The organism is Streptomyces sp. NPDC006602, assembly GCF_042870385.1.
GTDB lineage: Bacteria > Actinomycetota > Actinomycetes > Streptomycetales > Streptomycetaceae > Streptomyces.
Window position 1 is genome coordinate 127,117 of sequence record NZ_JBIAHG010000021.1, and the last position, 13,416, is coordinate 140,532.

At 68.0% G+C, this 13,416-nt stretch carries 11 protein-coding genes; 7 read left to right on the forward strand and 4 right to left on the reverse strand.

What is annotated here, in order from left to right; translation table 11 throughout:
- The 3 genes from ACFYO2_RS35725 to ACFYO2_RS35735 are packed head-to-tail and all read right to left on the reverse strand — an operon-like array spanning position 1 to position 3,123.
- Positions 1-882: a carbohydrate ABC transporter permease gene (locus ACFYO2_RS35725; protein ID WP_388357679.1), complete on the reverse strand. Its 882-nt coding sequence runs from the start codon at positions 880-882 to the stop codon at positions 1-3.
- The gene (locus tag ACFYO2_RS35730; protein ID WP_388357681.1) at positions 879-1,811 is read right to left on the reverse strand and encodes a carbohydrate ABC transporter permease; all 933 of its coding nucleotides are present in this window, start codon (positions 1,809-1,811) and stop codon (positions 879-881) included. Before ACFYO2_RS35730 ends, ACFYO2_RS35725 begins: the two co-directional genes overlap by 4 nt.
- Before the next feature lie 7 nt (positions 1,812-1,818).
- Positions 1,819-3,123, reverse strand: coding sequence for an extracellular solute-binding protein (locus ACFYO2_RS35735; RefSeq protein ID WP_388357683.1), 1,305 nt, complete (start codon positions 3,121-3,123; stop codon positions 1,819-1,821).
- A 498-nt stretch (positions 3,124-3,621) separates the two neighbouring features.
- Here ACFYO2_RS35735 and ACFYO2_RS35740 point away from each other — a divergent pair, with 498 nt between their 5' ends.
- The 7 genes from ACFYO2_RS35740 (at position 3,622) to ACFYO2_RS35770 (ending at position 10,595) form a co-directional block, all read left to right on the forward strand.
- Positions 3,622-4,491: an alpha/beta fold hydrolase gene (locus ACFYO2_RS35740; RefSeq protein WP_388357685.1), complete on the forward strand. Its 870-nt coding sequence runs from the start codon at positions 3,622-3,624 to the stop codon at positions 4,489-4,491.
- A gap of 348 nt (positions 4,492-4,839) precedes the next feature.
- Positions 4,840-5,340 carry a PaaI family thioesterase gene (locus ACFYO2_RS35745; RefSeq protein WP_388357687.1) on the forward strand — a complete coding sequence of 167 codons (501 nt, stop codon included), beginning with the start codon at positions 4,840-4,842 and terminating at the stop codon, positions 5,338-5,340.
- 993 nt (positions 5,341-6,333) lie between these two features.
- Positions 6,334-7,797, forward strand: a complete 1,464-nt coding sequence (locus ACFYO2_RS35750) for a helix-turn-helix domain-containing protein (RefSeq protein ID WP_388357688.1) — start codon at positions 6,334-6,336, stop codon at positions 7,795-7,797.
- Positions 7,794-8,366, forward strand: coding sequence for a helix-turn-helix domain-containing protein (locus tag ACFYO2_RS35755; RefSeq protein ID WP_388357691.1), 573 nt, complete (start codon positions 7,794-7,796; stop codon positions 8,364-8,366). The genes ACFYO2_RS35750 and ACFYO2_RS35755 overlap by 4 nt, the downstream gene beginning before the upstream one ends.
- A gap of 184 nt (positions 8,367-8,550) precedes the next feature.
- Positions 8,551-9,267, forward strand: coding sequence for a ParA family protein (locus tag ACFYO2_RS35760; protein ID WP_388357693.1), 717 nt, complete (start codon positions 8,551-8,553; stop codon positions 9,265-9,267).
- Positions 9,264-10,157, forward strand: coding sequence for a hypothetical protein (locus ACFYO2_RS35765; RefSeq protein WP_388357696.1), 894 nt, complete (start codon positions 9,264-9,266; stop codon positions 10,155-10,157). Before ACFYO2_RS35760 ends, ACFYO2_RS35765 begins: the two co-directional genes overlap by 4 nt.
- Positions 10,158-10,322: 165 nt before the next feature.
- Positions 10,323-10,595: a hypothetical protein gene (locus ACFYO2_RS35770; protein ID WP_388357699.1), complete on the forward strand. Its 273-nt coding sequence runs from the start codon at positions 10,323-10,325 to the stop codon at positions 10,593-10,595.
- 20 nt (positions 10,596-10,615) lie between these two features.
- Here the strand turns inward: ACFYO2_RS35770 and ACFYO2_RS35775 are convergent, their stop codons facing one another.
- Positions 10,616-12,859: a tetratricopeptide repeat protein gene (locus ACFYO2_RS35775; protein ID WP_388357702.1), complete on the reverse strand. Its 2,244-nt coding sequence runs from the start codon at positions 12,857-12,859 to the stop codon at positions 10,616-10,618.
- Positions 12,860-13,416: the final 557 nt, after the last annotated feature.

The following is a 13,416-nucleotide window of genomic DNA, read 5'->3' on the forward strand; positions in this document are numbered from 1 at the left end:
TCACCGCATTCCCGTCCCGGAGATGCCCTGCACGAAGTAGCGCTGCAGGAACAGGAAGAGCAGCAGCACCGGCAGCATCACGACGATCGCACCGGCGAGCATCAAACCGTAGTCCGTGACATGGGCGGCCGCCTGGCTGGTGGCGGCGAGGCCCACCGGCAGCGTGTAACTGGACATGCTCTGGGCGACGATGAGCGGCCAGATGAAGTTGTTCCACGAGGCGAGGAACGACATGATCGTGATCGTCGCGACGGCGGGGCCCGCCAGCGGGAGGAAGATCCGGAAGAAGATCCGGAACTCGCCCGCGCCGTCGATCCGGGCCGCTTCGAGGAGTTCGTCGGGGATCGACATCGCGTACTGCCGCATGATGAAGACGGACAGTGGCATCGCCACGCCGGGCAGGGCGATGCCGGTGAGGCTGTCCGCCAGGCCGAGGTCGACGGTGATCACGAACTGCGTGACGAACACCGCCGTGAACGGCACCATCAGTGCCGCCATGACCGCGCCGAACGCGAGCTTCTTGCCCGCGAAGTCGAGTTTGGCGAGCGCGTACCCGGCGGCTGATGCCGCGACGATGTTTCCGGCCACCACGATGGCCGCGATCACGACGCTGTTGACCATGAACCGGCCGAAACCCTCGGTCTTGAACAGCCGTAGGAAGTTGTCGAAGGTGAGGTGCTGCGGGAGCCAGGCACCGGGGTCGGAGCGGATCTCCTCCAGGCTGCGCAGCGAGCCGCTGATCACCCAGAAGAACGGCAGCATCGTCAGCAGCGCGCACAGCACCAGCGCGCCGTACAGCAGTGGTCGGGCGACGGACCGGCGGGGCGCGGCGACCCGGTCGGTGAGGGTTGCGGCGTTCCGCAACGCGGCGAGAGCGGTCATGCGCGGGGCCTCAGCAGTCGGAACTGGACAAGACTCACCAGGGCCACCAGGACGAGCGTCACGAAGGACGCGGCCGAGGACATCCCGAACTCGCCGGCCCCGAACTGGTGGTAGGTGTACAGCGCCACGGACTCGGTGGAGCCCAGCGGGCCACCGTTCGTGAGCAGGTACGGCTCGTCGAAGACCTGGAGGTAGAAGACGGTCAGCAGCACCGACACCATCAGGGTGGTCGGCAGCAGCAGCGGCAGGGTGATGTGCCGCAACTGCCGCCACCGTCCGGCCCCGTCGAGGGAGGCGGCCTCGTACACGTCGTCCCCGATCGCCTGCAGACCGGCGAGGAACAGCACCATCGCGGTGCCGAAGTTGCGCCACACGCCGAGCAGGATGACCACCGGCATGGCGAGGTCGGGGTCGTCCAGCCAGTTCGGTCCGGCGAGGCCGACGGCGCCGAGCGCCTTGTTGACGGTCCCGTCGGCGTAGAAGGCGTACTGCCAGATCAGGGCGACCGCCACGACGTTGGTGACGACCGGCGCGAAGAAGAGCGTACGGAACGTGCCGCGCAGGCGCCGGATGCCGGAGTTCAGCGCGAGGGCCAGCCCGAAGCCGATCGCCATGGTCAGCGGCACACCGACGGCGACGAACAGGGCGGTGTTCAGGATGTCGGTCAGGAAGCTCTGGTCCTGGAAGAGCCGGACGAAGTTGTCCAGGCCGGTGAAGTCCACCGCGAGCGGATGCCTGAGGTCCGTGCCGCGCAGGTCGGTGAGGCTGAAGCCGAGCGCGGCGACGGTGGGGATCGCGGTGTAGAGCAGGAACACGAGGGCGAACGGCGTGAGGAACAGCCAGGCGACGACCGAACGGCGGGTGCGCCGCCGGGTGGTCACCACAGGCGTGATGGTCACGGGCGTGGTGGTCACGGGCGTGGTGGACATGGGCGGCTCACTTCGCGCCCGTGCCGAGGCTCTCGGCGTACGCCTGGATGTTCGCGGCGGCCTTCTCGGCGGTCGCCGTGCCCTTGGCCACGGCTTCCATCTCCTTGCCCATCCGGGTCGCGACCTGCTGCCAGGTGGTGACCCGCGGGAACGTCCGGGTGTTCTTGAGCTGTGTGAGGAAGGCGTCCAGCAGTGGCTGGTTCTTGATGGCGGGGTCGTCCCAGGCGGAGATGACCGCGGGCAGCGAGCTGTACGCCTTGTACTGCGCGACCTGGGTGCTCGGCTCGGACACGTACCGGACGAGCTTCCACGAGGCGTCCGCGTTGCCGCTGCCCGCGAGCACGCCCCAGCTGCCGCCGGCGGAGAAGGAGACGCTGCCCGACGAGCCGGCCGGCAGGGGTGCGGTGGCGACGTGGGAGGCCGTCCAGCCGTCCTTCTTGGCGGCGGTGTCGAGCTGGCCGACCACCCACGGGCCGGTGATCATCGTGGCGGTCTTGCCGCTGACGAAGTACGGCTGCGCGTCGAGGAACGTGGGCGTGGCGGTGTCGGCGATGCCGGAGGTGAAGAACGACGCGTTGTACTTGAGCGCGTCGACCACCGCCGGTGTGTCGAGTGTCCATTTCCCGCCGGAGGAGAGCAGCGAGCCACCCGCCTGCCAGGCGTACATCGCGACGTCCTGGCCGTTGAAGATGTCCCAGCCGTTGTCGGCGCCGAGCGCGTGCTTCGCACCGGCGCCCTGGAGGGCCTTGAAGAACGGCACCATCTCGTCCCACGTGGTCGGCGCCGCGACGCCCGCCTTCTTCGCCAGGTCGGCGCGGTAGACGAGCGCGTACGTGTAGGCGTACCAGGGCACCGTGTACGCCACGTCCTCGACCACGCCCGCGTCCCACAGGCTCTTGAAGAAGCTGTCCGGGTCGACGAGGCCGTCCGGAACGGCCCGGAGAATCGACGGGTCGAGGAACTGTGCCTGCGACTCGGGGAAGAACTGGGCGACATCGGGCCCCTTGCCCGCCGCGATCGCCGACTGGAGCTTGGTGTAGTACTCGGAGTTCGGGATCAGCGTGAGCTTCACCGTGACGTCGGGATTCGCGGCCTTGAACGGCTTGATGACCTTCTCGAGCACGTCGGCGTCGCCCTGGGCGGCCCAGACGGTGACGGTGCCGGTGGCCGGGGAGTCGTCGATCGGCTTGGCGGAGGCTTTCGCGGCGGCGGCGCCGTCGTCCTCGCGCCCACAGCCCACAAGGCCGAGGGTGCCGAGAACGGCCATGCCGGCGGTCAGCTTCAGGGCACCGCGTCTGGAGAGGTTGGGCACCTTGGGCTCCTGGGATTTCGGGGGGAAGTAGCGTTTTCGGTCCGGCGGACCCGATGGCGAAGCTACGAGGGATGCATTTCGGCCATATACACGGAGCGGGCACGATTAATTTCGGAACTTGTAGCGAATTCGATTTTGTGCGGTTCAGGGGCATACGCCGGGTTCCGTGAGGTGGAAGTCGCAGGCGGATGTCTCGCCCCCTGGCCCGGGTACGCGAGTGAGGGCCCGCGGCACACCGCGGGCCCTCCTCCGCCGACCTCCGTACCGGATCGGGTCAGGTGGGCTTGCGGCCCCATTAAATTACGGTCATACTCTAATAGTCGACCGGATGCCGAGGGGCTCGACCGCTCAGGGTTCCGACGCCCACGGCCTTCGCCCGTCGACCCCGCAGACTGCAGCCGCAGCCGGGAGACCCGGGTAACTGCTCGGCACCCTTCGCCTCCACGGAGGAAGGGGCGGCGCGCACTCGCCGAAACCCTCACTCCGAAGGGCACGACCATGAATGACTCACAGGAAGTACGAGGCGATGCCGTGACGTCGTACAAGAACGCGCCGACCCGCACCATCACCGCCGGTGGAGTGACCTTCTCCTACCGCGAGCTCGGTCCCCGCTCCGGCGTCCCGGTGGTCTTTCTCAACCACCTCTCCGCGGTCCTCGACAACTGGGACCCCCGAGTCGTCGACGGCATCGCCGCCAAGCACCACGTCATCACGTTCGACAACAGGGGTGTCGGCGCTTCCACCGGCTCGACCCCGCGCACCATCCAGGAGATGGCCCACGATGCCGTCACCTTCATCCGGGCGCTCGGGCTCGAGCAGGTCGACATCCACGGCTTCTCGATGGGCGGCATGATCGCCCAGGTGATAGCCCAGGACGAACCGCAGCTCGTCCGCAAGCTGATCCTCACGGGCACCGGTCCCGCGGGCGGCGAGGGCATCAAGAGCGTGACGGTGCTGTCCCACCTCGACACCGTCCGAGCCCTGCTCACCCTCCAGGACCCCAAGCAGTTCCTCTTCTTCACCCGCACTGCCAACGGGCGTCGAGCCGGCAAGGAGTTCCTGGCCCGCCTGAAGGAGCGCACCGTCGACCGGGACAAGGCGATCTCCCTCATTGCGTACAACAACCAGCTCAAGGCCATTCACCGCTGGGGCCTGGAGCGGCCCCACGATCTCTCCGTCGTCGAGCAGCCCGTGCTCGTCGCCAACGGTGACCACGACAGAATGGTGCCGACGAAGAACTCCTACGACATGGCCCAGCGACTGCCGAACGCCGAGCTGGTGGTCTACCCCGACGCCGGCCACGGCGGCATCTTCCAGTTCCACGACCGGTTCGTGCCGACCGCTCTCGAATTCCTCGCACGGCAGTAGCCCCGCAGTGCGGTCGACGCTCGGGCCCAGGACGTTGCCTCAGAGCCGTGACGCCCTTTGGGCGAGCAGCTCGAGGTGCCCGTTCGGAGTTTCTGAGTCCTTGAGTCCGGCGAAGGGGTGCTCGACGCAAGAAGGGGCCTCGCGGGGAAGCTCCTCCGAGTCCGTGGGCGGCCGCAGGAGGCGTCCCTCAGTGCTCCGCGGAGCACTCCGTGCGCTGGACGGGGCAGTTCTCCGCGCTCGCCTCAAGCCACTCCATCCCGCCATCGCAAGGACCTGGCTTCGTCATTGACAGTTAGGTGAGCTCGCGGCTAGCTTCACTTGCAAAAGTCAGATGGGAAGGCGTCGGTCGTGGGACGAACACGTACGTATCAATGGGAAGATCCCGCGCTGCTGGCGGAAGTCGCTGGACGGATGGCCGGCATCGACTTCCTGCGCGAGTTGCAGGCGGGGCGACTGCCGGGGCCGCCCATCAACTACACCATCGACTTCACTCTGGACGAGGTGGAGCCCGGCAGGGCGGTCTTCTCGCTGACGCCGGGCGAGGAGCACTACAACCCGATCGGCAGCGTGCACGGCGGCATCTTCGCCACCCTGCTCGACTCGGCGGCGGGCTGCGCCGTCCAGTCCACCCTCCCGCAGGGCACGGCGTACACCTCGCTCGACCTGACGGTGAAGTTCCTGCGACCGATCACCGTGGACACGGGCCCGGTACGCGCCATCGGCACGGTGGTCAACAAGGGCCGCCAAACCGCCCTCGCCCAGGCCCAGTTGGTCGACGCGACGGACCGACTGCTCGCCCACGCCACCAGCAGCTGCATGCTCTTCCCGGTGCCTCCCGCTCAAAGGTGAGCAATCGGGCGGCGGCCGGTGATGTCTGTGCCGCGACGCCGGACTCCCTTGACCTCGGCGCAGGACGCCGGGATGCGAGGTGAAACAGCTGCGGCGCACGGCGGTGGCGGCCCGTAACTCTCGGGTTGCCGGACCACCGTGCGCCGCAGCCGTGTCGAGGCGCCCGAAGTCGGTGATTCGCTGGGTCGTTGTGGTCCTTGGTCACGCGGCGTGGGTGGGGTAGTCGGTGTGGCCGGTCGCGCCGCCGCCGTGGAAGGTGCTGGGGTCGGGGGTGACCGCTGGGCGTACCGACCGCCGGAGCCGTCCTGATCGTCCGGGTCGACGTCGGACCTCCGCCGCCGTCGGGGATCCGGTTCCGCAGGTCACGGACGCTCATGTCGGGGCGGGCGGGACTCGGACCCACGGTCGGCGGATGTCGCTCCTGCCTCCGAATCTCGTTCTGACCAGCACATTGACCAAACGTCTTCCGCCAGACGGAAGCCGCATTGCGCCCCCGTGACGCTCTCCCGCACGATGCGACCACCACCAGAGACGGGAGCCGCAAAGATGCCGCACACGACCGCCTTCGCCAGGAACCAGTGGTACAGCTAGCGCACCTTTCTGACCTGCGCTTGTGTGGGGGCGATGAGGCTGTGACCTGCTAGGACGGGTTGCAGAGGCGATCTGAGGCAGTCAGAGGAAACCGCTCTGATTCGACCCCGGTTCGACCCGGGCCGCTCAGAGGCAGTCAGAGGCAGCGACCTCTGCAACTGGCCTTTGAGGTACCCGAGTTGGCTGGTGCAGATCATGGGTGGCGACTCTGGCGGACCTGCGATCGATCCCCGGTCGAGCTGCGATGGGGACGCCTGCCTCCGCTCGGGGCCAGGCATGCGAAGGCTTCCAGGATGGCCGTCCTGGAAGCGTTCACTGGCACCGATGGAGGTCGGTCCCGGACACCACCCGTGGTTTTAGCGGGCCTGGGTGGCGTCCACGTCTTTGCGAGACGACCCCACTGTGCCCCACAGCACCCACCAGCGACACTCCCACCCGTCAGGCCCCTCGGGCCTCTCCCACCTCCCCTCGGCGGCAGCCGATCTCGTCCTCCTCGGGGACCTCACCGGCCGCTACGCCACCGGCAGTTACAGCAGGCTCGCCTCCGACGGCCGAAGCCTGGTCCTGCGTGAGGACCGCCAGGGCGCTGCCGAGCACGGGCACCGGATCACCGCGGCCATCGCCTGCCACGTGGCCCGCATCGGCGGCACCGTCGACCATCTGACGCGGCTCCTGCTGCACCCGGATCATGAGGGCGGCAGGCACGCCCGGAACATCGCGCTGCGCTCCGGGCAGTCGCGCGCCCTGGACTACATCCGCCGCGTGTGGACCAGCGCCTCGGAAGCGGTCAGCACCACCAGGGCGCTCGACTCCCAGCACGACGCGTACCAGGTTCTCGCCGCGCTGCGCGACCGCATCGAGACGACGCCCTGGCGCGGAGAGCGGGGACGCACCGCCCTGCGGGTCCTGCGGGCGCACCTGAACTTCGCTGAGACCGCGGGCGGCCTCCTGCACCACGCCAGCGAACGGCAGACCGCCGAAGAAGCCGGCATCTCCCGCACGACATTGCGGGCCGTCTACGAAAGTGTCCTCAAGCCACAGGGCTGGCTGCGCCGGTTGCGGGTCGGTCACGGCCGGGAGGGCTCCACCTGGTACCTCAACGCGCCGTCGTCTCGTTTCCACACCACTCAGTACCCCCCCGACACGGCACTTGAGGAGTGGACCACCCCTGAGACGGCCACGACAGCCGACCTCGACTCCACCGTCCTCAGCCGGCTGATGGGCCACGACGCCTTCGCCCACCACGGCCTCGGCAGCGCCGCCCTCGTGATCATCAGTGCTCTGTGCCAGCGCCCCCACCAGACAGTTGCTGAGCTCGTCGGTACCTCTTCGGTCTCTCGCGCCACCACATACCGGTCTCTTCGGCGTCTTGCCGAGCACGGTCTTGTGCACCGCACCGGGGAGACATGGGCCCTCGCACCACGTGCTCTTGAGGGCATCGGCAGCAGCCTCGCGGACCCTGACACCGACTTCACACCAGTGCCGGCACAGGGCTGGGCCGAAGTCGCCGCGAGACTCGGTACGTCGGGCGGCGCAGCTCACCGCAAGGCCCTGTACGCGGCCCAACGCGCTGCATACCGGGAGGCGTTGGACCGGCTCAGGGAGCACCGCAGCAAGGCCGTGGTGATCGTCCGCGAAGACGGTCGCCAGGTCCTGGTCCCCGCGCCACACCCCGACGAAATCCCGCCCGCGTGGCACACCGCCGACGGGCGTGTCCTCGATCCGGTCACCGGCCGCGCCGCTCCCGGCTGGCGGGTCGCCACCGACGGCCGCCTGATCCTCATCACGCCCGCCGACCAGCGCAGTTACGACGAGCTGGCCGCCGCCCATGCCGAAGCCCTCAGCGAATGGGAGTCCGTCGCATGAACCCACATCCCCCGGCCACGTCTGGCACGAGCGAGGCGGGGACGCCCCAGTCCCTGCGCAAGCAGTACGAGTCCGGTGCCACGGTCGACGAACTCGTCACGTCCAGCGGTCTGTCCTACGGCACCGTCCTCAACCGGCTGCACGACGCCGGAACCGTCATGCGCGCCTCCTGGCAGACCCGCCGGATGCGGCAAAACCCACAAGCCCGCAGGCGCCTCGCGGCCCACCTGCGCACCCTGTACGAACAGCACGGCGCGACCCTCACCGAACTCGCCGCGTCCGCAGGAGAGACGAGGCGCGCTGCCCGGCGCCTGCTGATCGAGGCCGGCGGCACCGTGCGCACCACACAGCAGACGCTGCGGATGCGCGCCGCAGCGCGTGCCGCCGAGCGGCAGAAGCTCGCGATGTCCCTGCGGGCACGATACGAGGCCGGAGCCACGGTCCCGGAACTCGCCAAGGAGTGCAACTACTCGGTCGCCACCGTTTACCGGCTCCTGCACCAAGCGGGCACCCGCATGCGGCCCCAGCACAATCACGGCTCGGCCCGCGACATGAGGAAGCGGCCATGAGTGCCTCCGTCCTCGCATGTATCCCCCGACGTGCCGCTCGGCTCAACGACCCGCCCATCCACCGTCCCGGCCGCAGTTGCCCAGCAAGGGCGCCCCCGCACGCAGCCATGCCCGAAGTCTGCGTCGACGTCGTCGACAACCGCCAAGTCAACGCACCTTTCCAGTTTCAGGAGATCAAGCACACGTGAACGAGAACACCCGTCACAAGACCCTGGCGGCGGCCACTCCCCGCGCCTGGGACGCCTTCGTGATCGTTGTCGGAATGCTCAAGGGCGGCACCGGCAAGACCACGTCCGCCTGGTTCATCGCCCTGTACTACGCGGTCGTCCTGGGACTGCCAACGCTGCTGCTGGACGCGGATGCGACCAGCCAGTCCGCCTGGGACTGGTTCAAGGTCGCCCAGGCCGAGGGCTTCGAGATCCCGGAGAACCTGGTGGTCGAGCGGTACCCGTTCGACGACATCGCCGAGTACATCCGGGCCAAGCGGGCCGAGTTCGGCGCGATCGTGGTCGACGCCGGCGGCGGCAGCGCCCGCATCTTCCACGAGGCTGTCACCGAGGCGAACCTGCTGCTCGTGCCGGTCGCCCCCACCAAGATCGAACGCCGCAAGCTCGTCGCCACCTTCGACGAAGCAGAGCGCGCCGCCGCCCGCAACGAGCGAGACGTCACCGCCCACGTGGTCATGGTCAAGGCCGACGACCGCACCAACCTGCCCCGCAACGCCAAGGACAAGCTCCTGGAGCCCGCCGAGGGCCAGGGCATCGGGCCCGACCGCGACGAACCCTTCCCGCTCGCCGAGACCACCATCCACTCCTGGGTGCACTACATGGAGGCCTTCGGAGAGATCCCCACTGAACTGAGCGAGTACGCCAACCTGATGAAGGAGCTGACCGAGGCATGAGCGAGAAGAACGAACGGCCGAAGCCTCCGGCCCGCCGCACCAGCGGTCGCGCCCTAGGCGGGGCCAAGAAGACAACCCCGCCGCCCCCTCCCCCGACCGCCGAGCTCACCCCCGAGCAGTTCGCCACCGAACAGGCCGCCACACGGGGCGATGGCCGTACCGCTGCCAGGGAGCCGCAGGTTCAGCCCGCTGTATCCAGCGTTCCCATCGGGGTATCGACGCAGGACCCGACCGAGATGATGGCCGAGGTGGCGCAGGAGCCCGCGGCACCGCCCGCCCATCCGCGCGTCGAGGCCGCGCCGGGCAACCCGGTGCAGGGCCCTGCTGCCAGTCAGCCAGCCCGCCCAGCCGTCGTCGCCTCCGAGGCCGGAACAGAATCTCCTGTGGCGTCGATGGAGTGGCAGGCGCTTGGGCAGACCGTGGCCCCGGCTGCACAGCCTTCAGCACCTGCGGCTCAGCCCGCGCCATTGGCCGAGCACGTCTCGCAGCACGGGGCGTCTCAAGACACGGGAGCTGCTCCGGGTGTGGCGCACGCCGCTGAGGTGGCGATTCACTCGACAGTTCTTCCCGTTAAGGGAGCCGCTGCGTTCCCTGTGAGTGCTGGCGCAGCGAATCCTCAGCACGAGCAGCAAGCCGGTTCGGATACGGCGCCCAGTAACGGGACTTCATGGGAGCACGGGGCGGGGCGCCCTAAGGACATCCCGGAAGCAGCGGTCGTCCTCAATCAGCGCATCATCGCGCGCGAGAGCCTCGACTCCTCGGTCCCCGCCGCGCTGAAGCTGAAAAGGCGCATCAAGCGCTTCGCGCTGGACAACGAACTCGATCACCTGCCCATGGGCGACATCGTCTCGGTTGCACTGGACGAATGGCTCACCACCCGCGGCTTCTGACACGCCGCACGGCACAGAGGGCGGCCGCCAGCTCGCTGAGTGCGCGGCCGCCCCTTCCGCCGACTATTCCAATAGCCCAATAGGCGGCTAACTAGCCGCCTAGCCAGACCGATCGGAACAGCCTTCGTGCCCGACCTCTCCCACCACGCCCGTCGGCTACGCGACATGGCCGACACACTCCAAGCCCAGTCCGAGCCCGCCGACGATCCACTCACCCCTCATCCAGACACTCTCGCGGTCATCGGCAACCGCAACATCAAACGCGGACAGCTCAACTACGCCGTCCCCGACATCCTGCAACTCCAGCGACGCATCCGCCGCTACAACGCCGACCACGACGTTCCCCACGGCGACATCGTCGCCCTGGCCCTCGACACCTGGCTCCGTGCAAAGGGCTACCCACCCGACCTCACCTCGCCCCAGGCAGAAGCGCCATGAGCAGGGCGCCAGACCAATGGTTAGGTTTGGAGAGCCGCGAGCAGGTCACCAATTTGCCCTGCTTCCTCCGTGAGGCCGAGGTCTTCGAACATGCGCTCCGCGCGCACGAAGTAGGTGACGGCCTGGTCTCTGTCGCCCGACGTGGTCAATGCCATGCCGATACCGCACAACGCATGGGCGTGGAGGTCGCGGGCGTTGGCTTGCTCGCAGGCCGCTTCTGCCTGCAAGAAGTAGGCGATCTGTTGCTGTGGTGTGAGGTCGTCCAGCTGAGTACAGGTCATGAGAATCGCCGCCTCAACCAGGGGACTCCCCACGGCACGGCTGGCCTCGACGGCGCGTTGGCAAGCAGCCTGTGCCGCCTCAGGCAGTCCCGAGGCTTGCAGCGCGAAAGCTGCCGTGCACAGTGCATTCGCTTCATTCGTGGGGTCGCCGAGACGTTGGAAAAGGGAGGCGGCCTCCTCTGCTGTTGCACACGCCTCTGCGTAGTCCTCCAGATCCTGATGATCCAGGGAAAGGTTGTTCAGCACCGCGGCCTGCTCACGCAGATCCCCTACAGCTCGCTGGATGGCGAGAGCCTCTTGGTGGACCAGCAACGCCTCTGCAGGTTTCCCGGAGTCGTGCAGGGCAGAGCCCTTCCCGTTGAGTGCCTTACCCCGTTCGTTGTGATCGTCGAGTGAAGCAAAAAGTTCGATGGCCCGCTCGTAGGCGGCGAGAGCTTCGGCGTAGCGTGAGGCACCGTTCAGTGCGATGCCGAGGTTGTTCCATGCGCCTGCCTCTGCGGCGAGTGCTCCTGCCTGGTGGGCGATGGCGCAGGCGGTCGTTGTGACGGCCATCAGGTCGTCGAAGTACCCACGCCAGACGAGGTAGTCGTAGAGGACCACCGGAAGCTTGATGGCGATGTCTTGCTGCCCGGTGGCCGCTGCCGCGGCTACAGAGCCCGTCAGGTTGGCACGCTCGCCATCCAGCCAGGCAAGCGCCTCATCCTGGTCGGCGAAATTGTCTGGTACAGGTAGGTCTGCCTGCACGCTGAGGTGTGCACTCGCGGCGATGGTGGACGTGGAGTAGTACTCCAGTAGCCGACGATGCTGAAGAACGTATGCCGTCGCCGTATCCCGTCCGGCTCCACCGGTGGCACTGTCCGCTGCCGCATTGAGCGTGCTGTGCCCCAGTTCGGTGGCGTACTCGCGCACGAGATCGTGCATCGACCAACGCCAGTTCACGCAATCGATCAGGTGCGCCTGGACAAGGCTGCGCAGTATGGCGCGAACCGCTGGCACTGGGCGGTCGGCGAGGACTGCCACTGCGTCGAGACCCATGTCGGGACCGGGATTGAGCGCCATGAGGGAGAAGAGGCTGGCGTGGTCCGGGGGCAGTCGGCGGCAGGAGAGATCGAAGGAGGCGCGTACAGCACGTTCACCGTCGTCGAGGAAGCCAAGCCGTGATCGGGCCGTGGCCAACTCTGCCGCTAGTTCGGCAACTGTCTGGTGAGGCTCCAGAATCAGTAGAGCGGCGCTGATGTGCAGAGCCAGCGGCAGAAACCCGCACAGGCTTGCCAGTTCGTCGATTCCCGTGCCGTCCTCGATGGCCCGCGGGTCGTCGGGGTTGGCCATCTGGAGGGCCTGACGCAAGAGGGCCGCTGCGGCGCGGGGTTCGAGTACGCCCAGTTCGACGAGTCGTGCGTTGAGCGTGGGCAGCGTATGCCGGGAGGTGATCAGGAACCGGTGCGCGTGGTTGCCGGGAAGCAGGAGACGAACCTGGTCGGCACTGGAGGCGTTGTCGGCCACGATCAGCAGACGCTGACCCTTCCCCGCCAGGGCAGCCAGCGCTGACCGGTACATGGCCGCGCGTTCCTCAACCGCCGCGGGAATGCTGTCAGGACCGACCCCCAGAGCCCGCAGGAACGCCTCCAGAGCTTGCCCGGGCTGGACCGGGCTCTCGTCATATCCGTGCAGATCAACGAAGAGGCTGCCGTTAAACCAACCGGCTCCCGTTGCGGCATGCCCAGCTGCCAGGGCAAGTGCGGTCTTGCCTACTCCGGCAAGACCTGCGATCGAGGTCACGAGTACTGGCGGCAGGACACCGGGTGGCGTCGAGGCGGCGTCCGGCGTGTCTCCCGACGAGTCCGGATCGTGCCGCGACACGGCGTGGGGTCGAAGGGCCGACAGGACGTGCCCGATCTCCGCTTCCCGGCCGCTGAGCATCGCGGGTGCAGCGGGAAGGGAATCAAGCGCGGTGGGCAGCGGCGCCGGCGCGTGCACCGTCACGCTCAGGGGACTGTAGTCGCCCGTGGTGGCCGCGCCGATACTGCCTGCGGCTGCAACAGACCGGGCTCCCGACGCTGTGGCGCCAGAGGTCGATGACAGAGGACTGCCGTCCGAGAACGAACTCTGTGGATCCGGCGCTGCTTCAGATTTCTTCCACCGGTTCATGAGCGTGTGTCGTCTCCGGTGATGGCCTCGCCGACCTCGCCCCCAGCCGCGATACCCCGTTCTCCGCTGGCCTGCGCCGAACCCGAAGTTCCTGCCGCCGGTGTCACAGGACCTGCTGTAAGGCTGGCGCGGTCGCCTGTAACTGCTCGCCCGATGCTGCCGCCGGCCGCGACGGACCGCGTTCCTGCCGCGGTCGCAGCATTCCTGCCGCTGCCAGCGGCAGGCGGCCGCAGAAGGGCGTAGCCACTCAACGCGAATCCGAGGAAGCCGCCAACCGATCCGGCCACGGTTGCCAGTTGCGCAGACGTGTCGAGATCGACAACCGTCGCCACGATACCCAGCCCCACGGCCGCCAGGCCGAAGAGCGCGACCAGCAACCACACCACTGTTCT